The sequence below is a fragment of the Glaciecola siphonariae genome (assembly GCF_042652645.1).
Taxonomy (GTDB): domain Bacteria; phylum Pseudomonadota; class Gammaproteobacteria; order Enterobacterales; family Alteromonadaceae; genus Glaciecola; species Glaciecola siphonariae.
This window is the reverse complement of sequence record NZ_JBHSGU010000002.1, coordinates 319,601-344,424: the sequence shown is the minus strand read 5'-3', so window position 1 is coordinate 344,424 and position 24,824 is coordinate 319,601. Positions and strand designations below refer to the sequence as shown.

22 protein-coding genes are annotated in these 24,824 nt (G+C 44.6%); 6 read left to right on the top strand and 16 right to left on the bottom strand.

Annotated features, from left to right (window positions below; genetic code table 11):
• Window positions 1-288 precede the first annotated feature (288 nt).
• The 8 genes from sucD to sdhC all read right to left on the bottom strand — a co-directional run bounded on the left by sucD (window position 289) and on the right by sdhC (window position 10,204).
• Window positions 289-1,161, bottom strand: a complete 873-nt coding sequence (gene sucD / locus ACFO4O_RS03030) for a succinate--CoA ligase subunit alpha (protein ID WP_382405868.1) — start codon at window positions 1,159-1,161, stop codon at window positions 289-291.
• A complete protein-coding gene (gene sucC / locus ACFO4O_RS03025) occupies window positions 1,161-2,327 on the bottom strand; it encodes an ADP-forming succinate--CoA ligase subunit beta (RefSeq protein WP_382405867.1) in 1,167 nt (388 codons plus the stop codon). The genes sucD and sucC overlap by 1 nt, the downstream gene beginning before the upstream one ends.
• Before the next feature lie 138 nt (window positions 2,328-2,465).
• Entirely contained in the window at window positions 2,466-3,977 is a 1,512-nt protein-coding gene (gene odhB / locus ACFO4O_RS03020; protein ID WP_382405866.1) for a 2-oxoglutarate dehydrogenase complex dihydrolipoyllysine-residue succinyltransferase, read from the bottom strand.
• Window positions 3,978-3,986: 9 nt separating this feature from the next.
• Window positions 3,987-6,812 (bottom strand): 2-oxoglutarate dehydrogenase E1 component, encoded by a 2,826-nt coding sequence (locus ACFO4O_RS03015; protein ID WP_382405865.1) that lies wholly within the window; start codon window positions 6,810-6,812, stop codon window positions 3,987-3,989.
• Between the two features lie 178 nt (window positions 6,813-6,990).
• Window positions 6,991-7,701 carry a succinate dehydrogenase iron-sulfur subunit gene (locus ACFO4O_RS03010; RefSeq protein WP_382405864.1) on the bottom strand — a complete coding sequence of 237 codons (711 nt, stop codon included), beginning with the start codon at window positions 7,699-7,701 and terminating at the stop codon, window positions 6,991-6,993.
• Window positions 7,702-7,714: 13 nt separating this feature from the next.
• Complete coding sequence (gene sdhA, locus ACFO4O_RS03005; protein WP_382405863.1) at window positions 7,715-9,487, bottom strand: succinate dehydrogenase flavoprotein subunit; 1,773 nt, start codon at window positions 9,485-9,487, stop codon at window positions 7,715-7,717.
• 1 nt (window position 9,488) lies between these two features.
• Window positions 9,489-9,836, bottom strand: a complete 348-nt coding sequence (gene sdhD / locus ACFO4O_RS03000) for a succinate dehydrogenase, hydrophobic membrane anchor protein (RefSeq protein WP_382405862.1) — start codon at window positions 9,834-9,836, stop codon at window positions 9,489-9,491.
• On the bottom strand, window positions 9,830-10,204 hold the full coding sequence (gene sdhC / locus ACFO4O_RS02995) for a succinate dehydrogenase, cytochrome b556 subunit (RefSeq protein ID WP_382405861.1): 375 nt from the start codon (window positions 10,202-10,204) through the stop codon (window positions 9,830-9,832). The genes sdhD and sdhC overlap by 7 nt, the downstream gene beginning before the upstream one ends.
• A gap of 429 nt (window positions 10,205-10,633) precedes the next feature.
• Here sdhC and gltA point away from each other — a divergent pair, with 429 nt between their 5' ends.
• Both gltA and ACFO4O_RS02985 read left to right on the top strand, forming a co-directional pair.
• On the top strand, window positions 10,634-11,911 hold the full coding sequence (gene gltA / locus ACFO4O_RS02990; RefSeq protein WP_382405860.1) for a citrate synthase: 1,278 nt from the start codon (window positions 10,634-10,636) through the stop codon (window positions 11,909-11,911).
• 115 nt (window positions 11,912-12,026) lie between these two features.
• Window positions 12,027-12,443, top strand: a complete 417-nt coding sequence (locus tag ACFO4O_RS02985; RefSeq protein ID WP_382405859.1) for a DUF3429 domain-containing protein — start codon at window positions 12,027-12,029, stop codon at window positions 12,441-12,443.
• A gap of 64 nt (window positions 12,444-12,507) precedes the next feature.
• On the opposite strand, the gene ACFO4O_RS02980 is transcribed toward ACFO4O_RS02985, so the two are convergent.
• The 5 genes from ACFO4O_RS02980 to ACFO4O_RS02960 all read right to left on the bottom strand — a co-directional run bounded on the left by ACFO4O_RS02980 (window position 12,508) and on the right by ACFO4O_RS02960 (window position 19,356).
• Window positions 12,508-13,635, bottom strand: coding sequence for a PepSY-associated TM helix domain-containing protein (locus tag ACFO4O_RS02980; RefSeq protein ID WP_382405858.1), 1,128 nt, complete (start codon window positions 13,633-13,635; stop codon window positions 12,508-12,510).
• A gap of 19 nt (window positions 13,636-13,654) precedes the next feature.
• Window positions 13,655-15,724, bottom strand: a complete 2,070-nt coding sequence (locus ACFO4O_RS02975) for a TonB-dependent receptor (RefSeq protein ID WP_382405857.1) — start codon at window positions 15,722-15,724, stop codon at window positions 13,655-13,657.
• A gap of 216 nt (window positions 15,725-15,940) precedes the next feature.
• Complete coding sequence (locus ACFO4O_RS02970) at window positions 15,941-17,392, bottom strand: phosphohexomutase domain-containing protein (RefSeq protein WP_382405856.1); 1,452 nt, start codon at window positions 17,390-17,392, stop codon at window positions 15,941-15,943.
• Window positions 17,393-17,527: 135 nt separating this feature from the next.
• The gene (locus ACFO4O_RS02965) at window positions 17,528-18,400 is read right to left on the bottom strand and encodes a pirin family protein (protein ID WP_382405855.1); all 873 of its coding nucleotides are present in this window, start codon (window positions 18,398-18,400) and stop codon (window positions 17,528-17,530) included.
• Window positions 18,397-19,356 carry a glutathione S-transferase family protein gene (locus ACFO4O_RS02960; RefSeq protein WP_382405854.1) on the bottom strand — a complete coding sequence of 320 codons (960 nt, stop codon included), beginning with the start codon at window positions 19,354-19,356 and terminating at the stop codon, window positions 18,397-18,399. The genes ACFO4O_RS02965 and ACFO4O_RS02960 overlap by 4 nt, the downstream gene beginning before the upstream one ends.
• 115 nt (window positions 19,357-19,471) lie before the next feature.
• On the opposite strand from ACFO4O_RS02960, the gene tcdA reads away from it, so the two are divergent.
• Both tcdA and ACFO4O_RS02950 read left to right on the top strand, forming a co-directional pair.
• Entirely contained in the window at window positions 19,472-20,299 is an 828-nt protein-coding gene (gene tcdA / locus ACFO4O_RS02955; protein ID WP_382405853.1) for a tRNA cyclic N6-threonylcarbamoyladenosine(37) synthase TcdA, read from the top strand.
• A gap of 207 nt (window positions 20,300-20,506) precedes the next feature.
• On the top strand, window positions 20,507-20,926 hold the full coding sequence (locus ACFO4O_RS02950; RefSeq protein WP_382405852.1) for a hypothetical protein: 420 nt from the start codon (window positions 20,507-20,509) through the stop codon (window positions 20,924-20,926).
• Window positions 20,927-21,144: 218 nt separating this feature from the next.
• Here the strand turns inward: ACFO4O_RS02950 and ACFO4O_RS02945 are convergent, their stop codons facing one another.
• Window positions 21,145-21,789 (bottom strand): DedA family protein, encoded by a 645-nt coding sequence (locus ACFO4O_RS02945; protein WP_382405851.1) that lies wholly within the window; start codon window positions 21,787-21,789, stop codon window positions 21,145-21,147.
• 131 nt (window positions 21,790-21,920) lie between these two features.
• On the opposite strand from ACFO4O_RS02945, the gene ACFO4O_RS02940 reads away from it, so the two are divergent.
• On the top strand, window positions 21,921-22,820 hold the full coding sequence (locus ACFO4O_RS02940; RefSeq protein ID WP_382405850.1) for a LysR family transcriptional regulator: 900 nt from the start codon (window positions 21,921-21,923) through the stop codon (window positions 22,818-22,820).
• Between the two features lie 22 nt (window positions 22,821-22,842).
• Complete coding sequence (locus ACFO4O_RS02935; protein ID WP_382405849.1) at window positions 22,843-23,250, top strand: hypothetical protein; 408 nt, start codon at window positions 22,843-22,845, stop codon at window positions 23,248-23,250.
• Between the two features lie 102 nt (window positions 23,251-23,352).
• Here ACFO4O_RS02935 and ACFO4O_RS02930 read toward each other — a convergent pair whose 3' ends face one another.
• Together ACFO4O_RS02930 and ACFO4O_RS02925 are read right to left on the bottom strand one after the other, a co-directional pair.
• Complete coding sequence (locus ACFO4O_RS02930) at window positions 23,353-23,823, bottom strand: DUF2919 family protein (protein WP_382405847.1); 471 nt, start codon at window positions 23,821-23,823, stop codon at window positions 23,353-23,355.
• A 29-nt stretch (window positions 23,824-23,852) separates the two neighbouring features.
• The gene (locus ACFO4O_RS02925; RefSeq protein ID WP_382405846.1) at window positions 23,853-24,752 is read right to left on the bottom strand and encodes a class I SAM-dependent methyltransferase; all 900 of its coding nucleotides are present in this window, start codon (window positions 24,750-24,752) and stop codon (window positions 23,853-23,855) included.
• Between the last annotated feature and the right edge of the window lie 72 nt (window positions 24,753-24,824).

Genomic DNA, 24,824 nt, shown 5'->3' with positions numbered 1-24,824 from the left:
TAATTTACCGTCCGCCAACCAAGACGATACATTAAATTAACAGTACCGAGCGTTAATGTCGCAGATTTTTAATATTTTTGCAACATTTTCCTTAATCGATTAAGTAAAGATGATTACTAGAATCTGTAAACTTATGAGGGAATATGACCTTAAGATAATTTTAAGAAAGCGCAGATAAAACGAAAAAAAAGTGTTAAGTAAAATTTAAGAATTTAATTACTAAGCTAATAAAAAAAAATCCGCGTTTATCGCGGATTTTTTAATTTCAAATTTGTGAATTACAGCGTATTACCAGCCTGTAATTTCACGTAGGCCTTTTCCAATTTCGGCAAGAGAACGAACCGTTTTAACACCCGCTGCTTCAAGGGCTTTGAACTTCTCGTCAGCCGTACCTTTTCCGCCAGCGATAATTGCGCCGGCATGACCCATACGCTTACCAGCGGGCGCTGTTACGCCTGCAATGTAAGAAACAACTGGCTTAGTGACATTCGCCTTAATAAACTCAGCCGCTTCTTCTTCAGCAGTTCCGCCTATTTCACCAATCATCACAATAGCTTCTGTTTCTGGGTCTTTTTCGAACATACCTAAGATGTCAATAAAGTTGGAGCCTGGAATTGGGTCGCCACCGATGCCCACACAAGTAGACTGGCCAAAACCTTCATCAGTGGTCTGCTTTACTGCTTCATACGTTAGCGTACCAGAGCGAGATACAATGCCGACTTTACCTTTCTTATGAATGTGACCAGGCATGATCCCAATTTTACATTCGTCTGGTGTTATTACACCTGGGCAGTTCGGTCCAATCATACGCACGCCTTTGTGCGTGACGTATTCTTTTACGTACAGCATATCGATTGTTGGAATACCTTCGGTAATACATACAATCAACTCGATACCAGCATCTGCAGCCTCTACAATAGAGTCTTTACAAAATGGTGCAGGTACATAAATAACAGTCGCAGTCGCGCCGGTTGCTTCAACCGCATCTTTAACTGTATTAAATACCGGTAAACCTAGATGCGTAGTACCGCCTTTGCCTGGCGTAACACCGCCAACCATTTGCGTGCCATAAGCAATAGCCTGCTCAGAGTGAAAGGTACCTTGACCACCAGTAAAGCCTTGGCAAATTACCTTAGTATCTTTATTAATAAGAATCGACATTATTTACCCTCCGCTGCTGCAACAACTTTTTGCGCTGCGTCTGTTAGCGACTCGGCTGCAATGATATCAAGACCTGAATTGGCTAGGACTTCACGGCCAAGCTCTGCATTGGTTCCCTCGAGGCGAACAACAACAGGTACTTCAACGCCTACTTCTTTGACCGCGCCAATAATACCTTCAGCAATCATGTCACAACGCACGATGCCGCCAAAGATGTTAACCAATACGGCTTTAACGTTGCTGTCTGACAAGATGATTTTGAATGCTTCTGCCACGCGCTCTTTTGTCGCGCCGCCACCAACGTCCAAGAAGTTAGCAGGGTTGCCACCGTGCAAATTCACAATATCCATAGTACCCATTGCTAGACCTGCACCGTTAACCATGCAGCCAACGTTTCCGTCAAGAGCAACGTAGTTTAGCTCCCACTTAGCAGCGTCAGCTTCGCGCGCATCTTCTTGCGACGGATCGTGCATATCACGGACTTTTGGCTGGCGGTATAATGCGTTACTGTCAACGCCCAATTTAGCGTCTAGGCAGTGTAGATTTCCGTCTGTTTTGATAACAAGAGGATTGATTTCAATCAGGGCCAAATCCAAGTCTTCAAACATCTTAGCAAGACCTAAGAATATTTGCGTAAATTGCTTCACTTGAACGCCAGACAAACCAAGTTCGAATGCGATTTGACGAGCTTGATATGGCTGCGCGCCAACCAATGGGTCAATTTCAGCTTTTAGGATTTTTTCAGGCGTTTCTTCAGCAACGGTTTCAATCTCGACGCCGCCTTCTGTAGAAGCCATAAATACGATTTTGCGAGATGTTCTGTCTACCACGGCGCCTAAGTAAAGCTCTTGGTCGATGTCAGTCAGTGACTCAACAAGTATACGGCTTACCGGTTGACCGTTTTCGTCAGTTTGGTAGGTGACTAGGTTTTTACCCAACCAGTTTTGTGCAAAGGCTTTTATTTCGTCTTTGTTCTTAACCAGTTTTACGCCGCCCGCTTTACCGCGGCCGCCTGCGTGGACCTGACATTTTACTACCCACTCGTTACCGCCGATGCGGTCAGCCGCTTCAACAGCAGCTTGAGGAGTATCAGCAGCATACCCTTCAGAAACGGGCAAGCCGTATTCTTTGAATAACTGTTTACCCTGATATTCATGCAAATTCATGGTGATTTATCCGATTTTGTTGAGTGAAAAGCCGCTAGAAGCGACCTGTTTAAACAGCGCAGGATTCTATCACGAATCCTGCGGAATTACAGATGATACACGACGTATCATCTAAGATTTAGCTTTCAGACCAAAGTATCAAACGTCTAGTAACAAACGTGTAGGTTCTTCTAACATTTCTTTAACAGTTACCAAGAATCCAACCGATTCTTTGCCGTCAATAATACGGTGATCGTAAGATAGCGCTAAGTACATCATCGGCAATATTTCGACCTTACCGTTAACCGCCATTGGACGGTCTTGAATTTTATGCATACCTAAAATAGCACTTTGCGGAGGATTAATAATTGGGGTCGACATAAGCGAACCGAATACACCGCCGTTAGTGATAGTAAAATTACCACCCTGTAAGTCGTCCATCGACAGTTTGCCATCTCGACCTTTAAGCGCTAAGTCTTTAATGCCTTTTTCAACACCGGCCATGCCCAATGCATCGCAGTCTCTTAATATCGGCGTGACCAGACCGCGTGGCGTTGATACCGCAATCGAAATATCAAAATAGTTGTGATAGCAAATATCATCACCGTCAAGCGATGCGTTCACCTCTGGGAAGCGCTTAAGCGCCTCTGTAACCGCTTTCACATAAAAAGACATAAAGCCTAAACGAATGCCGTGGCGTTTTTCAAAACTTTCTTGGTATTGCTTGCGCAAATCCATGATAGGTTTCATGTTAACTTCATTAAACGTAGTCAACATGGCCGTTGAATTTTTTGCTTCCAACAATCGCTTAGCGATTGTCTTACGCAAGCGCGTCATTGGAACACGTTTTTCAGTACGATTGCCCGCCGCCACTGACGGCTCTGAACTCTCGGCCGGCGCAGCTTTCGTTGCACCCTTCAGATGCTTCTCAACATCTTCTTTGGTGATGCGACCGCCTTTGCCCGTGCCTTTAACTTGGCTGGGGTCAATATCTTTCTCGCCCAGTAAGCGTCTAACAGAGGGAGATAATGCATCCGATTCACTGGCATCGGCACTTTCTTCGCTTTGTTTCGCTGCTGGCGCACCGGATGAAGCTCCTTCAACGAAGGTGGCAATTACCGCTTCTGCGGTAACAGTCTCGCCTTCGCTGGCAAGAATTTCTTTAATTGAACCGTCGGCTGGCGCAACCACCTCAAGTACAACTTTATCTGTTTCGATGTCAACTAAGTTTTGGTCTCTAGACACCTGTTCACCAGGCTGCACATGCCAGGTAGCAATAGTAGCATCGGCGACAGACTCAGGTAGTACCGGTACTTTAATGTCGCTTTGCGCACCGCTTGAATCGTCTTTCGCAGCGCTAGCCGGTTTCTTTTCTTCTTTAGGCGCGTCGTCCGATTTATTATCAGATTTAGCGGCAGGAGCATCTGCTGAATCACCCGCTTCTAATGTCCCAATGACCTGCTCTCCTAAAACCGTAGCGCCTTCTTCTGCGCTGATGTCTGCAATCACACCGTCGGCCGGTGCTACGACTTCAAGAACAACTTTGTCAGTTTCAATATCCACCAGATTTTGATCACGCGTGACTTTGTCACCCGCTTTTACATGCCACGTAGCGATGGTTGCGTCTGCAACCGACTCTGGAAGAACTGGAACTTTTATTTCATGTGCCATTTGGGTTCCTTATTTAATTGTAAGTGCGTCTTCAACCAACGCTTTTTGTTGCTGATTGTGAACAGATACATACCCAACTGCCGGCGAGGCAGAGGCTAAACGACCTGCATATGATAACTTGGCATCGTCTGGTACAGACTGCCAAAAATGGTGTTGAGAACAATACCAAGCGCCCTGATTCTGCGGCTCTTCTTGGCACCAAACCCAATCTTTAACGTGCTGATATTTTTCAACCACTTTTGCCATCTCTTCAGATGGGAAAGGATACAACTGTTCAATTCGAATAATTGCCACGTCAGTTTGTTCATTTTTACGACGCTGGTCGAGTAGGTCGTAGTACACCTTACCCGAACACATTACCACGCGTTTTATGTTCTTAGTTTCAAGCTCATCAAGCTCGTCAATTACATTGTGGAACACGCCACTGGCGAGTTCATCAAGGCTACTTACCGCTAAGGGATGACGCAATAAAGACTTAGGTGACATTACTATCAATGGGCGGCGCATGGGTCGCACAGACTGACGTCGCAGCATGTTGTATACCTGCGCCGGCGTTGAAGGCACGCACACCTGCCAGTTATGATCTGCACAAAGCTGCAAGAAGCGCTCAAGGCGCGCTGAACTATGCTCCGGGCCTTGTCCTTCGTAACCATGAGGAAGCAGTACTGTGAGTCCGCATAATCTTCCCCATTTTGCCTCACCAGAAGACAAAAATTGGTCGAACACTACTTGTGCACCGTTGGCAAAATCACCAAACTGAGCTTCCCAAATTGTCATCGTTGCCGGTTCAGCAGTTGCATAGCCATATTCAAAGGCCATCACTGCCTCTTCAGACAATACCGAGTCGTATATTTCAATGTTTCCTTGCTCGTCAGCAATATGACGAAGGGGCATATATTCTTCGCCGGCATCCTGGCCATGCAATACAGCATGGCGGTGAAAGAAGGTGCCTCGACCAGAATCCTGACCGGTTAGGCGAATATGTGTGCCCTCTTTCAATATTGCGGCATATGCCAAATTTTCAGCCATTCCCCAATCAAGCAGGCGCTCGCCCTCAATCATTGATACGCGATCTGCATATAGCTTTTTCACGCGCGATTGCAAACGATGCGATTCAGGAATAGTGGTTAGTGCTCGCCCTAACGAGACAAGTTCGTCGTTGCTGAGGCTAGCATCGTATTTTACGTCCCAGTCGTGACCTAAATAAGGAGACCAATCCACAGAGTGCTCCGTCATTGGACGCCACTCTTCAACCACACAAGCACCATGATCTAATGCCGAACGATATTCGGACATCAGTCTTTCAACTTCATGCTTTTCAATCGAACCTTCAGCCATAAGTTGATTGGCGTATATTTCACGCGGTACAGGATGCTTTTTGATTTTCTGGTACATCAAAGGCTGAGTTGCATTTGGCTCATCCGCCTCGTTATGCCCGTGGCGGCGATAACAAACAAGGTCAATCACCACGTCTTTCTTGAATAAGTTGCGATAGTCTAAGGCCAACTTGGTAACAAACAGTACCGCTTCTGGATCGTCGGCGTTCACATGAAAAATAGGTGCCTGTACCATTTTCGCGATGTCGGTACAGTATTGCGTTGAACGCGTATCTTCTGTTTTAGAGGTAGTAAAGCCAACTTGGTTGTTAATCACGATGCGAACCGTTCCGCCAACCGAGAAACCTCTGGTTTGCGACATATTAAACGTTTCTTGTACAACGCCCTGCCCGGCAATGGCTGAGTCGCCGTGAATGGTAATGGGCAAGACTGCTGAACCGTCTTTGCATTTTCTGCGCATTAAACGTGCGCGAACCGACCCCATTACCACCGGATTAACAATCTCAAGATGCGAGGGGTTAAAGGCCAAGGCCAAATGGACGTTGCCGCCTGGCGTGGCAAAGTCAGAAGAGAATCCAGCGTGATATTTCACATCGCCTGCGCCGAGCGTGTCGTCATGCTTACCTGCGAACTCATCAAACAGCACAGACGGGTTTTTGCCCAGCACGTTAACCAATACATTTAGGCGTCCACGGTGAGCCATTCCAAGCACGACTTCTTTTGCGCCCTTTGCACCAGCTTCTGAAATAAGTCCCTTAAGCATGGGAATTAATGCATCACCGCCCTCAAGTGAGAATCGCTTTGCGCCAGTGAACTTCGAACCAAGGTACTTCTCCATGCCGTCTGCGGCAATCAGACCTTTCAAAATCTTAATTTTTTCGTCGCGCTCAATAACCGGGCGCGCTTCTACCGATTCTATGCGTTGCTGTAGCCACCGTTTTTGCTCAGTATCTGTAATATGCATATATTCTGAGCCAATCGAACCACAATATGTGCGGTTAAGTGACTTGAACAGGTCGCCCAACTTCATCTTTTCAGCATCGACCGCATATGAGCCCAAATTAAACATGGTCTCAAAATCGCTTTCAGTAAGATTATGGTGCGATAGCTCTAAGTCACGAACCCGCGGTTGCTGCCACAAACCAAGAGGGTCTAGGTTAGCGTGCTGATGACCACGGAAGCGATAGGCATTTATTAGCTGCAATACCTTAACTTGGCGCTCGTCGCTAGGGGCATCGCTGGGCGCGATACCGGCTGAGCCAACTCTAGCCGCTGGCCCGAGACTCGCCATTTTTTTAAATTCTTCGCGAATAGAGGTGTGGTTTGTTTCAACTGCCACCCCTTCAATGCTGGGAAGCTCATCAAAAATAGACTTCCAGTTTTCAGGTATGCTTTGAGGGTCTTCGAGATACGCTTCATAGAGCTCTTCTATATAAGCGGCATTGCCGCCGGCCATATGAGAAGAGTCCCACCATGCTTTCATCACGCTATTTTGCATCGTTTAGCCTTGATATCCGTTGTTAACCGTATTGTATTCTAAGTTAATTTCTTTTTAAATCGCCTAACACTATAGTGGTAAGTAAAATCTAAAAAAAGTCGCTAAATTGATAAAAAAATAGCCATCCACTGCTGGACGGCTATTACAAACTTCATTATTTACCGCAGACGCGCAGCAATTATACAGCTCTTTGCAATAACATCGACTTAATTTGACCGATTGCTTTCGTCGGATTTAAGCCCTTCGGACAAACGCTCACACAATTCATGATGCCGTGGCATCTGAACACGCTAAACGCGTCATCCAAATCGTTCAACCTTTCATCGGTGGCTGTATCGCGCGTATCAATCAAAAAGCGATAGGCGTGTAACAGGCCCGCAGGACCGATAAACTTATCGGGATTCCACCAAAAAGATGGACACGATGTAGAACAACATGCACACAAAATACACTCGTATAAACCGTCGAGCTTCGCGCGCTCTTCAGGGCTTTGCAAATGTTCTCTTGCCGGTGGTTGTTTATCGTCATTGATTAAGAAAGGCTTAATCTTTTCGTATTGCGTGTAGAACTGTGTCATATCAACAACCAAATCACGCACAACAGGCAGACCTGGTAACGGACGAACAACAATTTTGCCCTTTCCTAAGGCTGACAGCGGGGTTATGCATGCTAAACCATTTTTGCCGTTCATATTCATACCGTCAGAGCCGCACACACCCTCTCGGCATGACCGGCGGAACGATAATGATGGGTCTTTTTCTTTCAACGCAATTAACGCGTCAAGCACCATCATATCTTGGCCTTCTTCTACCTCAAGTTGATAGTCTTCCATGCGAGGCGCATCGTCCACTTCGGGGTTGTAACGATATATTGAAAAAGTAAGTTGCATCAGACTGCTCCTATTAATACGAACGCACTTTAGGAGGAAAAGCTTCCCTCAACTTCGGTGCCATGTTTACGTCACGCTTTCTCATTGAATCAGATTCAGGTAGATAAACAGAGTGACATAACCAGTTTTCATCATCACGCTCGGTAAAGTCAAAGCGGCTGTGTGCACCACGACTTTCCGTTCTAAAGTTTGCAGCAACAGCAGTGCTGTAAGCTGTTTCCATTAAATTGTCTAGTTCTAAACATTCGATACGCTGCGTATTGAAGTCGCTGCTCTTGTCATCTAAACGCGCATGCGCTAAACGTTCACGTATCTCTCCAAGTTCTTTAAGACCTTCGGCCATCGCCTCGCCTTCGCGGAATACAGAGAAGTTAAGCTGCATACACTTTTGCATATCTTTTTTGATTTGCACTGGGTCTTCGCCTTTGCCTTTCTCTGAGCTTTCCCAGCGGTTAAAGCGCGCCATAGCGGCGTCGATGTCTGAGGTGCTCGCATCGGATTTAACGTCAATTTCATCCATGCTCTTGCCTAAATGCAATCCTGTCGCACGACCAAACACCACCAAGTCAAGTAAAGAGTTTCCGCCTAAGCGATTTGCTCCATGGACCGATACACAAGCAATCTCACCACACGCAAACAAACCGTCTATTTGTGACTCGTTACCGTCTTTATCAATACCAATCACTTGGCCATCAACGTTGGTAGGAATACCGCCCATCATATAATGACAAGTTGGGATAACGGGTATAGGTTCTTTTACCGGGTCAACGTGAGCGAAAGTTCTCGATAGCTCCAAAATGCCCGGTAAGCGTGATTCAAGGACGTCTTTACCTAAGTGATCTAGCTTAAGTTTGATGTGCGTGCCCCAAGGCCCCTCGCAACCGCGACCTTCTCGAATCTCTGTCATCATTGAGCGCGCTACAACATCTCGACCTGCTAAGTCTTTTGCATTAGGTGCATAACGCTCCATGAAGCGCTCGCCATCTTTATTAAGAAGATAACCACCTTCTCCTCGACAGCCTTCAGTAACCAGTGTACCTGCGCCGGCGATACCGGTTGGGTGGAACTGCCACATTTCCATGTCTTGCGCCGGTGCTCCCGCTCTGAGCGCCATACCAATACCGTCGCCAGTATTGATGTGTGCATTGGTTGTTGAAGCGTAAATACGGCCCGCACCACCTGTTGCCAACACAACCGCTTTAGATTTGAAATACACGACTTCGCCTGTTTCAATATCTATGGCTGTACAACCTACTACTTGACCATGTTGATTCTTAACCAAATCAAGCGCGTACCACTCACTGAATACTTTGGTTTTGTTTTTAACATTTTGCTGATATAGCAGGTGCAACAAAGCATGCCCTGTTCTGTCTGCAGCCGCTGCTGTTCGCGCTGCTTGCTCACCGCCAAAGTTTCTTGATTGTCCACCAAACGGGCGTTGATATACCTTGCCATTTTCAAACCTTGAAAACGGTAAGCCCATATTTTCCATTTCAATAATGGCTTCGGGACCAGTTTTACACATATACTCAATAGCTTCTTGGTCGCCGATGTAGTCCGACCCTTTGACCGTGTCATACATGTGCCATTCCCAGTTGTCTTCGTGGGAATTACCAAGCGCAACAGTTATGCCGCCTTGAGCAGACACAGTGTGCGAACGGGTAGGAAAAACTTTAGACAATAATGCGCACGAACGCCCCGACTGAGAAATTTGCAAGGCCGCTCGCATGCCCGCGCCACCTGCTCCAATTACTACCGCATCAAATTCATGAACTGGTAACGTCATTTTATACACCCCACAATACGAATAAACCAATCGCTACATATACGAACGCCAGCAGATTTAGGCCAAACTGTAATACGATTCTTAATTTATGTGCCTTTACATAATCGGTTAATACTTGCCACAAACCAATTCGGACATGCATTAGTATCGCGATTAATGTGATTAACGTGAATGCTTTCATATAAACTGATGCAAATAAACCTTGCCACACCTCAAAAGTTATCTCTTCGGTGGCAATAAAGAAGTACACCATATAAATGGAAAAGGCCGAGATAATCGCGGCAGACGCCCGCAATGTGACGTAATCTTGAATGCCGTTTCGTTTGATAGACGCTTGATTCGTTACCATAACACTACTCCCAATGTGATAGTGACCACAATCCACAGGCCAATTGCCACGTTTGCGCTCGTATTGCCCGATTTAAGTTCTTCCCAATGTCCCATATCCATAACCACGTGACGAACGCCGCCAATGAAATGGTAAGAAAGTGCAGACAGGGTACCTAAGGCAATTACATAGCCAAATGCGCCCTGCATAATATCTTTGACTAACGCAAAACCGTCGGCAGAACTGACCGATGTAGCCCATGCCCAGATAACGAATATCAACGCAAAAAACATCGCAACACCGGTTACGCGATGCAAAATAGATGCTTTTCCTGCTGAGGGTAGTTTGATGGTTGTGAGATCGAGATTAACTGGTCTTTGTTTTTTCACAATTAAACGCCTGTTGTTGTTTTCCTATTGATATCACCTCTTAAAGCCTTGTGATATGCAACTTTGGTTGTGTGTGTTTGTGCGCAGAAGCGCAAACAAATGTTAACTACTTGTGAATCGAATATTATAAAGTTATTACAGAAATAACCCTTTAAATTCAGTGGGTTTGAATATAGCAATCCGCGTTTCTAATAGCAATGAAATGTTCTATGTTAGGACTTTGGTCGTAAACAATTGTTTATAGGCCTTTATCTATCGTAATTATGCAGAATATATATTGAGCATATTTGCATTTAAATTGACTTCACCCACCATTAGGTTAAGAATATCGGCACTTTTCGGCCAGATATAAGCAAATTGTTGCTCATTGTGAACAATTTGCGTGTTTTTTCCGTTTAATGCGGGAACCTCAACTTAGGAGAGTATTTCATGTCAGACAAATCAGCCACGTTAAAAGCCGGCGATATTGAAGTCGAATTACCCATTTTAGAAGGCACAGAAGGGCAGCCCGTAATAGACGTAAGAGCGTTGGGCGGCAAGGGGTACTTCACATTTGACCCGGGCTTTATGGCGACTGGTTCGTGTGAGTCTTCAATCACCTTCATTGATGGCGCAAAAGGAATATTGTTGCATCGTGGATTTTCAATCGAAGATTTAGCTCGCGACTCCGATTATTTAGAAGTGTGTCACATGTTGCTACACGGTGACCAACCCACAAAAGAAGAATACGAAGAGTTTAGTAAAACCATCACGCGCCACACCATGGTGCATGAGCAGTTAAACATGTTCTTCCACGGCTTCAGAAACGACGCTCACCCAATGGCGATGCTTTGCGGAACCGTTGGTGCGATGTCATCGTTTTACCACAGTGACTTAGACGTGGGCGACCCCGAGCAGCGTAAACGCTCTGCACATCGCCTCATCGCTAAGATGCCAACACTCGTAGCAATGTGTTACAAGTACAACGTTGGGCAACCCTTTGTTTATCCTCGCAATGATTTAAGCTATGCCGGTAACTTTTTGAATATGATGTTCTCAGTGCCTGCAGAAGACTACGTTATAAGCCCTGCGGTTGAACGCGCAATGGACCGCATCTTCATACTACATGCCGATCATGAACAAAACGCATCTACCTCTACAGTAAGATTAGCGGGTTCTTCTGGCGCTAACCCTTACGCATGTATTGCGGCAGGCGTCGCTTCTTTATGGGGCCCAGCTCACGGCGGCGCCAACGAAGCATGCTTGAACATGCTCGAAGAAATCGGTTCGGTAGACCGCATCCCTGAGTTCATTGAGCGAGCGAAGGATAAAAATGATCCCTTCCGCCTTATGGGCTTTGGTCATCGCGTTTATAAAAATTACGACCCACGCGCAACGGTCATGCGCGAAAGCTGCCATGAAGTTTTAGCAGAATTAGACGTGAAAAACCCGCTCTTAGAAGTGGCTATGGAGCTTGAACGCATTGCCCTTAGCGACCCCTACTTTGCAGAGAAAAAGCTCTTCCCGAATGTCGATTTTTATTCTGGTATCGTGCTAAGCGCTATTGGCATTCCAACCAACATGTTTACCTGTATTTTTGCTTTGGCAAGAACCGTGGGTTGGATTTCTCATTGGCATGAAATGATGAGTCAGCCGGGGCAAAAAATTGGACGCCCTCGCCAACTTTACACTGGTCATAGCAAACGCGACTACACACCAGTAAAGTAGTGATTTAGAAAGTTCTAACAGATGAAAAAGCGCGATATATCGCGCTTTTTTTATGGTAACTTTGATGCTCAGTTAGTTGACTATCACCGATTCAAATTAAATAAAAGAGACACCTATGCCTCGCACTGCAATTTTATTAGGTTACGCCGGATTAATTCCCTTTGTAGGTTTACCCGTACTGGCACTCACCGGCCAGCTCCATTATTTTCAGGCCTATACGTATTTTGTGCAGTACTCTGCAATCATTCTTTCTTTTTTTGGCGGCATGCACTACCTAGATGCTATTCAAAATAGGCGAAGCAACCATCAACTTTATGTATCTATGCTCCCAAGCATTGTCGGCTGGACATCATTGGTATTTTTAGATGGCTACTTACTCTTAAGCGTATTGTCTATCGCCTATATCGGTATGTTAATGTACGACAAATATGTATTGGCACTGGAAAAAGATATCCTACTACCCTATACATTTATGCGCACAATGCTTACCACGATTGTTGTGATAAGCCATTTGTTCATGGCGTCTATTTAGCGCGTTTGTGCAGATAAAGTTTGCGGTACTTGCGACCTAATCTGGAGATTTATTGCGACTTAAATTATAACGGTATAACACGGCTCTTGATATATCGTCTCCACCATAAAACCAAGCCCGTAACAGATAAAAATATTAGCGCTAAGCCTACCGATAGAATGATAGGCAAACGCATAATCCCAAATGATGTGCCCGCATGTACACTATTGTTCGCGGCCCCAACCAGATGAAGCCCTTCGTTTTCCTCGACATGCACAATATCTTTACAACTTGCCGATACCCATACCCTAGTGTCGCCATCCTTCGTATCTACATCATTCCCATTGCTTAAATACAGTATATGATATGGCTGCCAAGGTACCGGAAACTCTGCCTCCAGCACAACTGCATTTGGGAATTTTTCTCGCGCAATGGCAACCGCGTCTGAAATAGTTACTGTAGCCTCGCACGTCATTGTTTCTAGGCGTGCTTGTTTATCAGCGGGTAAACTGTCGGTATTGGGCAGCATCCAACTTGGCTGCCAATCTGGTTTTGACCAAAACGCACCAGTAAGCCCCCAGACTATGATAGCAGTCGCTCCCCAAAAACCGATAACGCTATGCAAATTGAAATTTATTTGTGTGAGCGATGCCCTTAGATTGAGATAAAGTGCTTTACGCTTAAATACCAAAAACGTAAAGCGCCTTGGCCACCACATGACAATACCCAGCACGGCCATTATCGCCATTAAAATGCCTACAACGGCCATTACCAATAAGCCGATATTCCCGAGCAGAAGTGTATAATGAAAGTCAATAATATGATGCGTAATAGTACGGTCTAGATAAAAGCTGTCAATAATATCGTCGGTATTTGGATTAAACGTAACTATCTGTACCTCGCCACCCTGCTCTGGCAAGCTCGACAGGCCATAAACCATTTCTATGGGCGTTTCTATTTCCGCAAAACCACCGATATATCCTAACGGGATAAAAGCGGCGGATGTGGCTTTTTTGGCAGCCTCGACATGTCGCTCGATATTTACCGGAGAATCAGGTGAACGCGCCTCTTCACTTGGGAAAGCGCCCGTTTCTATATGAAGTAATGGACCTGATAAAGCGAATGCGATACCTGTAATCGCCACCGCAAGTAAAAATAAACTACAAATAAAGCCCAACCAAGCATGGGCATGAAAAATAAACTTATTCAGCATGTTGAAAAACATCCCTGACCTAAAAAGCCCACTCTACACCTGCGCTAACATGCCGTGGCTGACCGATGCTTGCTAGCATACCGTCATCAAACACAGAAACAGTGTAAAACTCGTCAAATGCGTTAGTCACGTCTAAGAATAGTCGGACACTGTCCCACTGATAGCTCGCTTGCAAATCCACTATTGTAGAGTTATCCGTGCGGTTAACCGCCAAGTTTGCATCATCACTGAAGTATCCATCGCTATATCGAGCAAATGCGCTCAGTGAAAGTTTATCGATAGGCTGCCAAATAACCCCCGTAATCGCCGTAAGGTCCGGAGAGCGCTGAAAATCATTTCCTTTGATGGGAGCTCCTGCATTTGAATCATCCAGAATTTCAGTATTGGTTAATCCAAGTCCAACATTCCATCGCAAGTTGTCGCTCGCTTGATAGCTTATGTCAATTTCTAATCCTGTGCTTTTCGCACTTTTCACATTACTAAACACATTGGCGAAAAAGTCATCACCCAAATCAACCAGAGTGGCAATTTGCATATCGTCAAAGTCATTGTAAAACACGTTAGCGTTTACATTTAACTTATTGTTAAGTAACACCCCTCGATAAAACACTTCAACATTGTTCAAAGATTCTTCGTTGAAAGTTTCTGTAGAAAAAGTATCGAAATTGAATGTAAAACCGCCAGCATTGAATCCTTTTTCTACTGATACACCTACGCGTTGATCATTGTCTACAACATAAGTTAGTTCTAGTTTTGGTAAAAATGCGTCGAAGCTTTCATCAAAGTCAACGGGAATAATATCAGCAAACCCACCGTTTCTGTTTTGGCTGTCTCGCTGGTACCGGCCGCCGATGGTTAAAACGAAATCATTAAGGGTATAAGCCGCCTCTGTAAAAACGCCCGCACTTTTGCGTGCATCAGTAAAGTCACCAATACCCAAGCCAAATGCATTTAAATTTAAACTCTCGTCGGTATCGATATGAGATAAGTAAATACCGCTAAAGATCGTAAACGAATCGTTGTTATTATAGTGCAGCAATAGCTCATTTGTGAGTTCTTGGTTATCAATAAGTGCATTACCCTGCCCTAGAGTGACCAAACGTTCTGCTGAAACATTCGTCACGGTGAATATGTTTGACAGAACAAAGCTATCTGAAAGCTCATAACTCACATCTGCAATGGCGCTATTGGCTGAGGTTTCAAAAATTGATATACCAGGGTTGGTTCTGGTGAGTGACTCAAAAGGCGCATCAACACTGTCTGTTTGAGGCCTACGAGTATCAGTATGTGTATAGGTAAGCAGTGCTTTAAACGCATCATTAGCCTGTGGCTGATAAGCTAACTTAGCGCGTATGTTAAGCGTCTCTTTTAAATCTACATCTTCGGTAAAATCATCCGGCACGCCTAAGATTGAAATGTAACTGTCAGTTTTGCGATAGTCGGCCGACACTCTATAGGCAAAATCACCCTCGCCAATGGGCGCTGAGTACACGCCAGATATCTGCTGAGTATTGTCTTGCCCCGCTATCAGTCTTAGCCGCCCCTCCGCCTCAACATGGTTAGGATTGGCGGTTCTAATAAATACAGCGCCCGATATCGCGTTTCGACCTTGGGTAGTGGTTTGAGGTCCACGAAAAATCTCAACCTGCTCAATGTCCCACGCAGATTCACCGCTATACACAAATTCATTAAACGTAAGCTGGCGACCATCTATTTGCACCGTCGTTCTTGGCTGTGAGCCACCAAAAAACGATTCTAAACTGGTTAATATGCCGCTTGTATTGACCCCTCTGATAGTGGGTCCTTGATTACCTTCACCAGTGAGAGTCACGTTGGGCGTTTGGTAAAACAATGTTGCTAATGTGTCAGCGCCAGCAAAAAAATCCAAATCTTCACTCTGAAAAACTTTTACCGAAGAGGCAGTATCGAGCAGAGTCCTATCGCTACGTTCCCCCTTAACGATGATACTTTCCATGCCAGTGGGCATCTCATCGATTGATTTAACTTGGTCTTGTGCGAAGACTTGACCGTGAGAAGTTGAATATAAACTGACTAATAAGCAAAGACTGATATAAGAACGAGTCGGCATAAGTTATAGGGCCTCATATGAAGATTGCCCCATAATAATGAACACGAAGAGCTATGTAAATGATAATTATTCGTATTATTAAATAATATAGTGAATGATATGTGCTTTTAAAACGCCTTGCCTTACCGGCTTACTCTGACACTTTCGCTAGTATAGATACTGCCGAACTGCGCCATTACAGCGCTCCATCGCCATTTGATTTTTTAACTATCCCGACTACGACTGCTTTATCATAGCCTCTAGCAGCTCGGTCTTCTCTTGCATTAATGCTATATCGCCCCTCGATTCAACGTTTAATCGAATAACCGGCTCTGTGTTTGATTTGCGCAAATTAAACCGCCAGTTTGAAAATTCCATTCCAATACCGTCGGTTTTATCAATAAATTCAGCTTGCGACTCGAACTTTTCAATGATGCGTTTTATTGTTTTACCCGCATCTTCAACCTTGTAGTTAATTTCTCCTGACGAGGGATAAAGCGCAATTCGTTCTTTTACCAAAGACGATAAGGGTTTACCCGATGAGGATAGCAATTCTGCGACAAGCAGCCACGGTATCATGCCTGAATCGCAGTATGCGAAGTCGCGGAAGTAGTGATGAGCGCTCATTTCACCACCATAAACGGCATCTTCTTTGCGCATGCGCTCTTTAATAAAGGCATGCCCAGTTTTTGATTTAATCGGTTTGCCACCTGCCTTTTTCACGATGTCTTCCGTGTTCCAAAACACTCGCGGGTCGTAGATAATACTAGCACCCTGCTCTTTGCTCAAAAATGCTTTAGCGAGCAGACCAACGATGTAATAACCCTCAATAAAATCGCCATTTTCGTCGAACAGGAAACAGCGGTCAAAATCGCCGTCCCATGCAATTCCCATATCCGCTTTATGCGCAATAACGGCGTCAGATGTGTCGGCTCTGTTTTCTACTAATAATGGATTGGGAATGCCGTTAGGGAAATCACCATCTGCTAAATGATGCACTTTGATAAACTCAACTGGCACACCTTGATGAGAAAACAAAAGCTCCAAAGCGTCGATAATATGCCCGGCAGCACCATTACCAGCGTTTACCACTAGTTTGAGCGGTTTTAGCTTTTTCACGTTAAGATATTCACACAAGTGCAAAATATAGTCGTTTACGCAGCTAATGCGCTCATAGGCTTTGGTTTCAAGTAGCTTAAGTTCTTGAACACTCGCGTGACCTGCTAAAAAATCCTGTTCACTGACGTTATCGCCATAAAAGCCTAAGCGAGATTCAACCAGTTCCTCTGAATATGTTTCAGCAATCTCTTTAATTGCGTTGAGTCCACTATCACCGCTTATAGGCACCGATCCTGCTTTGACTAACTTCATACCGTTATAGTTAATCGGATTATGACTTGCGGTAACTTCTATTCCGCCGTCAACACCTAGGTGCTTGGTGGCAAAATAAATTTCTTCTGTACCCGCCATTCCTAAGTCAAGCACCTTTGTACCACCGTCAATCAAACCCGCACTCAACGCCAACTTCAAAGGTTTTGCGGTATGGCGCACATCAGATCCTACCACCACCGATTTTGCTTCAAGGTAACTGGCAAACGCTCGCCCCACACGATAGGCAACTGATTCGTCTAATTGCTCAATGAGTTCGCCGCGGATATCGTAGGCTTTAAAACAGGTGATTTTTTTCATGAACGTCCTTTTAATGCTCGGTTTTGATAGATAGTAGGGAAATCCCTTCCCTATTTCAATGGCTTATATTATGCCTGCTGCGAATATCGCTTTAAGATTATAAAACGAGTGGGACAATTAATAGTCACTTGATTTTTAGGCCAATACACCTGATTGATAATCACGCAAGGCTTGTTGAATTTCTGCCTCGGTATTCATCACAAATGGACCGTATTGCGCGATGGGCTCATTGATGGGGCTCCCGCTCACAAAAATAGCACGAGCGTCGTTTGAGGCCCTAACCAAAAGCCTATTTCCGAACTCAAGCACACCTAACTGCCCCTTCTCCAGATATTGCTCGCCTATTTCTATCTTACCTTCATATGCGTAGATAAATCCTGCGTGAGACAAGTCTGTATCAATGCTAAGGGTGCTGTTACTCGTTAAATGCAAATCTAAAAACTGCGGCTGTATGGCTTGGGTTTTTACCGGACCTTGCACTCCATTAAACTCACCCGCCAGCACTCTCACTTTTGCGCCATTTAACTCCACCTCTGGAATGTCGGCTGTTGGAATGTCTTGGTAGCCAGGCTCTGAGAGTTTGTCTTTGGCCGGCAAATTTACCCACAGCTGAAATCCGCGCATTCTACCTTGTGTTTGTTGCGGCATTTCTTCATGGATAATCCCCTTACCTGCATTCATCCACTGCAAACCACCGTCTTCTATTACCCCTTCGTTGCCAACCGAATCTTTATGCCCCATTTTTCCTTCAAGCATGTAGGTCACCGTTTGAAAGCCTCGGTGCGGGTGTTTTGGAAATCCCGCTATGTAATCTTGAGCTTCGTGGGAACCAAATTCATCGAGCATGAGAAACGGGTCTAGGCGCTTTAGACTGGGCTGGCCAATAATACGCGAGAGCTTTACACCGGCACCGTCTGACGCTGGCATGCCTTGAGCTTTGCGCACAATTTTAGTATCTGTGATGTTAGCATCCGCAAAACGCTCCGTATTTGTGTTCGTATTCATCATAGCGCTCCTCGTGTGTGTGGGCTCTTTAAGTCTTGCACAGGGCCTGCTGGCACTACTTGCGTAGGGTTAATCATGGTATGACTGTAGTAGTAGTGCTGCTTAATATGATCAAAGTTTGTAGTCTCGGCTACGCCCTCATTTTGGTATAGCTCTTTCATGTAGTTATAAATATTTGGATAGTCGAAAATACGCTTCAAATTGCACTTAAAATGCCCGACATAAACAGGGTCAAATCGAATCAATGTAGTAAACAAGCGCCAATCAGCCTCGGTTAAGCGACTTCCTACTAAATAACGATTTTTTGCCAATATATCTTCAACCTTATCGAGCGCATCAAATAAGTTTGTAACAGCCTCTTGGTAAGCTTCTTGGGTTGTGGCAAAGCCTGATTTGTATACGCCGTTATTAATATTGTCGTATACAAAAGAATTAATCAGGTCGATTTGATCGTGCAAATCGCTCGGATAGTAATCCACGTCATTACCAGTGATGTCGTTAAATGCCGTATTCAATATGCGAATGATATCAGCCGACTCATTATTAATAATCTGCTGCGTTTTTTTATCGAAAAGCACCGGCACGGTCACGCGCGTAGTGATATCAGGCTTAACCTTAGTATAGACCTGATGCATGTAGTCAAAGCCAAATATATGGTCTTGTGTAGCACCAGCATAGTCACCAAACTCCCACCCATTTTCCAACATATTGGGACTCACTACCGATACACTTATATGTTCTTCTAAGCCCTTCAACGCTCGAAATATAAGCGTACGATGAGCCCACGGACAGGCCAGCGATACATACAAATGGTATCTACCAGATTCTGCTGGATACTTGGCATCTGAGCTTGCTTCAATCACGTCTCTGAACTTAGAATCTTGGCGAACAAATTTGCCATCGTTGTTTTTTGTGTCGTACCATTGGTCTTTCCATTGTCCGTCAACTAATAATCCCATAACGCTTCTCCTGTTTGATTTTGATAAGCACATTAAAACATTGATTTAACCGAATGAATATTGACTTAAATTGCTAAATTCATCCTATTTAATAGAAAGGTAACGTGACAGACCTATGACACAAGCCAAGAACGGACACCCAACGCAACCTGCAAAACAAACATCTTTGTCTGCGAACTATTTACAGCGGTTCTCAGGTTTACTACGGCTGTTTGGTGAAGACGGCTTACATGCATTAGCCAACGCGTCGGTGGCGGTTATCGGCATTGGCGGAGTGGGAGTATGGGCGGCAGAGGCGCTGGCACGCTCTGGTATCAACAACATCACGCTAATTGACCTCGACGACATTGCAACAAGCAATATCAATCGTCAATTACATGCCATGAGTTCAACCATAGACCAAGGCAAGGTAGAGGTAATGCAAACTCGGATTAACGACATTAACCCAGACTGCCAAGTAGAAGCGATTGAGGACTTTGTAACGCCCGACAATGTTTCTGAATATTTAACGCAAGCATTTGACGTCGTGATTGATGCAATAGATAGCGTAAGCGCAAAGGTAGCGATAATCGCTCACTGTAAGCGGCAAAAAATTAAGCTCGTGACGGTGGGAGGCGCTGGCGGTCAGATAAATCCTCTACAAATTACTTCGGGCGACCTAGCTAAAACTAAGCAGGACCCACTGCTTGCCAAAGTTAGAAGTGAATTAAGGCGTAAGCATAGATTTTCATCAAATCCCCAGCGAAGATTCTCAATTGAGGCAATCTATTCCACCGAACAGCTTCGCTACCCGACGTCAGATGGACAAGTTTCGTTTGAAAAATCAAATTCACAAGGGGCATCGAAAATGGATTGCAGCACAGGCTTTGGTGCTTTTGTTGGTGTAACCGCCACCTTTGGTTTTATTGCCGCAAGTCGCGCCATTGCGCACATCACAAAATAAATAGACGTCTAGACATCTACTTGAAAGGATTGTATACTCCGTTCTGACATTAAGAGAAAGTCACCAGACTTCACCAACCTGCTTATGCTTTGATGATTAAGCGCATGAGTAAGGTGGTCGCTGTAGCAATACAGAATGCGCCAGCAGTGCCCTAACGCTTTGTTGGAATGGTTACTTTCTCCATTTAAACCTTGATGGAGAATCAAAATGGAACATACCTGTAATAATCTTGCCTTTATCTCTGCGCAACGAGAAAAAAACTTCAAACCCTTTCTATTTGTTGAAACACACTTTGTTCACAAGCGTGAAATGATAATCGTCTTGGCCATGTGCGAAAATCAACGTCGTCTGCACTTATCAAACGATACTGCTATGCAAGCTGACAATGTCAAAAAAATCATTATTGGTGAGGTTTGCGCAACGCATTACAATGCAAAAGGTAATACACTACCCGTTTGGGGAGATATTCAGTCGTATAAGTATTTTTATAAAGAAAACCGCGCATGGTTGTTCGACGTGAGCGGCAAGTTTGTTGCTGATATTGTTGAAAAACAACCCGAAAAAGCCGAAGGCTGGGAACATGACGAACATGGCAACAAACACAAGTTAGGTCATCAATTAAGCTAACATAGTGTTCGTTTTACTGTGCGGGTCGCGACATAGCATTGACGACATAACATCGAAATAATGCTCTTAATTAGGCGCACAACGAAGTGCTTATTATAGGTGTATAAACCCAACACCGAAAATACGCGCGGCTTTTGTCAGTCTGCTGAGTTGCAATACAGCCTACGCTGTTTGCGACTCAGCGACTAAACTAACTAGCAATTTAACTAGCGACCCAACTAAGAGGCGCATTCATCTTTTTGTTGATGTTTTCTTACATCATAAATCAGTGATGCCGCTAGCCATATGCCAATGATAGTAAACAATAAGGCTGTATTTTCAGCCATCGCCATCACCTCTTCGCTAAGCACGGCGGTGCCTGCTATTAACAGTAGGTAATACGGTAAATTCAATAACCCCGCTAACCACACTACGCGAAAAGACTTGTTGTTTGCACCTTGACTGAACATAAAAAATGCCAACGAATTAATGTGTATCATTGCGAGCAGAAGGTGCTTTAGTTTAGTCTGCGACTCCCCTTCGCTCTCTTCTTTTGTGGTTTTTCCTAGATAATAATTGATCATTGAACCAATGGTTGCCGCTAGCACCATTGCTAATGTTAAATACAACACATCTAGCGGCGTAGGTTTGGCTCCTATCACAAGCAGCACCGCAAAAAATTGACCGGGAAAGTAAAAACCGACGTAAATAATCGACTCTAAAAGAATGATAAGAAATATCACAGCGTAAAAACCTTGGTCGAGGGCTCCCTGTAAGTTTTCTAATATACTCATACCTGGAGGAATGACGTCGTAGTGCACGAGCAGATTGATTAGCCCTAGGGCAACGAGGGCAGAGAGCGGTAAAAACGAAGCATATTTCATAAAATGTCTTATTGTGATGTACTAACAAAATTTACATGTAAATATAAAGAATAGTTTAATTTTTATAATTACGAATATTTAACCTTAAAAATAAGGTCTAAACTGTATGTCTCATCTTTGCGAGTAGTTAAATGTACAGACCTAAAACAACTCTAGAACAATGGCGTATTCTGCAGGCGGTGGTAGATTTTGGAGGCTATGCGCAAGCGGCAGACGCCCTTAATAAGTCACAGTCATCGCTGAATCATGCCGTTGCCAAGTTACAAACTATGTTGGGTGTTCAATTACTTGAGGTTATCGGTCGTAAGGCCGTGCTTACGGAAGCCGGTGAAGTGATGCTTCGTCGTTCTCGTGACCTGACACAAAATGTCGAATCCTTGGAGTTACTTGCGCATAATATCCATCAAGATTGGGAACCTGAAATTATATTAGCGGTTGACTTAGCCTACCCTCGAGAAGCGCTCTACCCGGTGCTGCAGGCATTTTTACCTGAATCACGTGGTAGCCGCATCAAGATTAAAGATACCGTGCTTACCGGCACTGACGATGCAATTAAAAAACATGAGGCCGATTTAGCCATTCACATGTCTATTCCTAAAGGTTTTTTAGGCGAACCGCTGTGTCATGTCGAGTTTGTATTGGTATGTCATCCACAACATGAGTTGGCGCAGCTAAACAGCGTTGAACCCACCGCCTTAGCGCAGCATTTACAAATTGTCATTGCCGACTCGTCTGATAAGCCAGATGAAAAACAAGGTTGGTTAAAATCAGAAAACCGCTGGACGGTCAGTCAGTTCGATACGGCCATAGACTTGCTGACGCATAACATTGGCTTTTGTTGGTTGCCCCTTTACAAGGTAAAAACGCTACTGGCAGAAAAAAAGCTTCAGCGAATTAGCGTCAAAGGCAGCGAATTTAAACAAATGACGGCATTTTTGATATGCCCCACTCCTGACGACAAAGGCCCTGGCACGTCGCTTCTTGAAAAACTTATTTTACAACATCGAAAAATTGATTTACCGTCAGCGTAATATCAATCAGATTGGCAAGATAATGCTCCAAAAAGAACTCGATGAACTCATGGTTGAAACAGCGAAAGACGCTGTGCAAGCAGCCAAAGAAGAATTTGATATTACATTAGACAGAAGCGCAGATAGCATCTCGTCGGTTGACGAGACGATTGAACAATTTATTCGCACTTTTCCTAATGAAACCTTAGAAGATAAAGCAGTATTTACGCTGTGCAATATGTATGGCGCTTATATCGGCGAGGTGTTTAAATCACTTGCAGGTGGTCAATGGCATTACGACACAAGCGCGCCTGATGCTCCCACCATCTTCTTAGTCATAAAAGACCGCTCATATGCCTTTGCCGGAATATGTTTTGAAAAACTAGTGCGAAACCCCGACGTTAAAATAAAAGACTATTTTGACAAAGCGCTAATGGCTAACACCAACTAAACCATTCAAGGGATTGCTATAACTTGCGTTAGCGTTAGCCTCAGAATCGGACAGGGATTCGGCTAAGGGTTCGCCCCTAGTATTGGCGCTATATTCGCGCACTCAATTTGCTTTCGCCCAATCTATTGGAAGTTCTCTCACATGTCGACTTTTATGCGCGTATATCAAACCAATCAATGCGAGCAGTATCGACAGACCGTGGGTAAGTGAAAAACGAAAGTCCAATCTAGATAGAATGTTGAGCTGTATGGCAATATCGCCAACAAGGGCTATTACAAATAGAATGGGCACTACCTTGAACCATGACTGACGTTCGTTTAGCCAGATTTTGCTGCGCTGAGCAAATAAAATAAGAATGATAAGCGCGGGAATACTGGGTAATAAGGATAAATAAAAATCCCATTTGTTTGGAAAAAACAGTGACATCATGCGACTACTATCCTCTCTAAACGATAATGAGATGATGAGTAATAAAAATCCCCTGCATAGAAACAATAAGAATGCATATAGCAACAGGGGCGGTTTTAGCCGCCCGGCTTCGTCATAATGATGCAGTGGAAATTTAAGCGGCACGAGAGTGCTCGATGCTCTGAATACTCGGTTTAATGAAGTCTTACCTTAGCGCCCTTCTTCTTAAATAAAAGCGTCATACGATCACTCTCACCTATTGCTTCAACCGCCGCACGTTTTGCTGGATCATCGCCGGTGCCGTTAAAGCTCGGTGGTAAGCGCCAAACAATATCGTCAGTGGTGGGTTTATCTTTGCTGTTGGCATTAATTTCGCTTTTTGCTACCAGCTCAAAACCGGCATCTTCAAAACGCTCAATTACAAAACTTTCTTTTAAATATCCAGCGCTACCGTCTGCCCATTTATCATCTGCATTGGCCGGCGCTCTATGCTGCACTACACCAACCAGACCGTCATCTTTTAGTAGCTCATAAGTAACTTTAAGAGCCTGCGAAAGGGTGCCAGCTTCAGACTCAAAACGCGCTAAATTGTGCAAGGCTCTTACAAAGAGCACTCGGTCAAGGGTGGAGTTAAGGTTTTTTGGCGCAGTATCAAAGGTAAAGCCTCCTGCCGTAATGCCATTGTCGGCTAAATTGGCCACTAACTCAGGAAAGGCTGCTGTGCGGGCCGACATTTGTTCGATGCGCTCAGGCGTGAAAAAGCCAAACAGTGGCCACATGCTCTCATTGTAATTGATACCATAAAGCGCTCCATTCTCACCTAGGTAGTTAGCAATAATTTCTGAGTACCAGCCAGTGCCTGGCAGCGCTTCAGCAACGCGCATAGACGGCTCAAGGTGAAAGAACGAAAGAGTTTGAACAGGATGACGGCTCGCATCTCTGGCGCGTTTGTCAGCGGCTCTATCGAGCACCACACCCGCTAACTGTTCATTGCCGTCGTGAGCTTTTGCGTAAAATAAAGCGCTTGTGAGCCCCATGGCTGCGATTAGGATGCTCGTAGCGAGGCGTATAAACAATGACTGAGATAAAAACATATTAGTTGCGTCCTAGTTAAGTAATACACTATTTGGGAGTGTTCCCACTTAGATATTTTCGGTCTGGGTTAG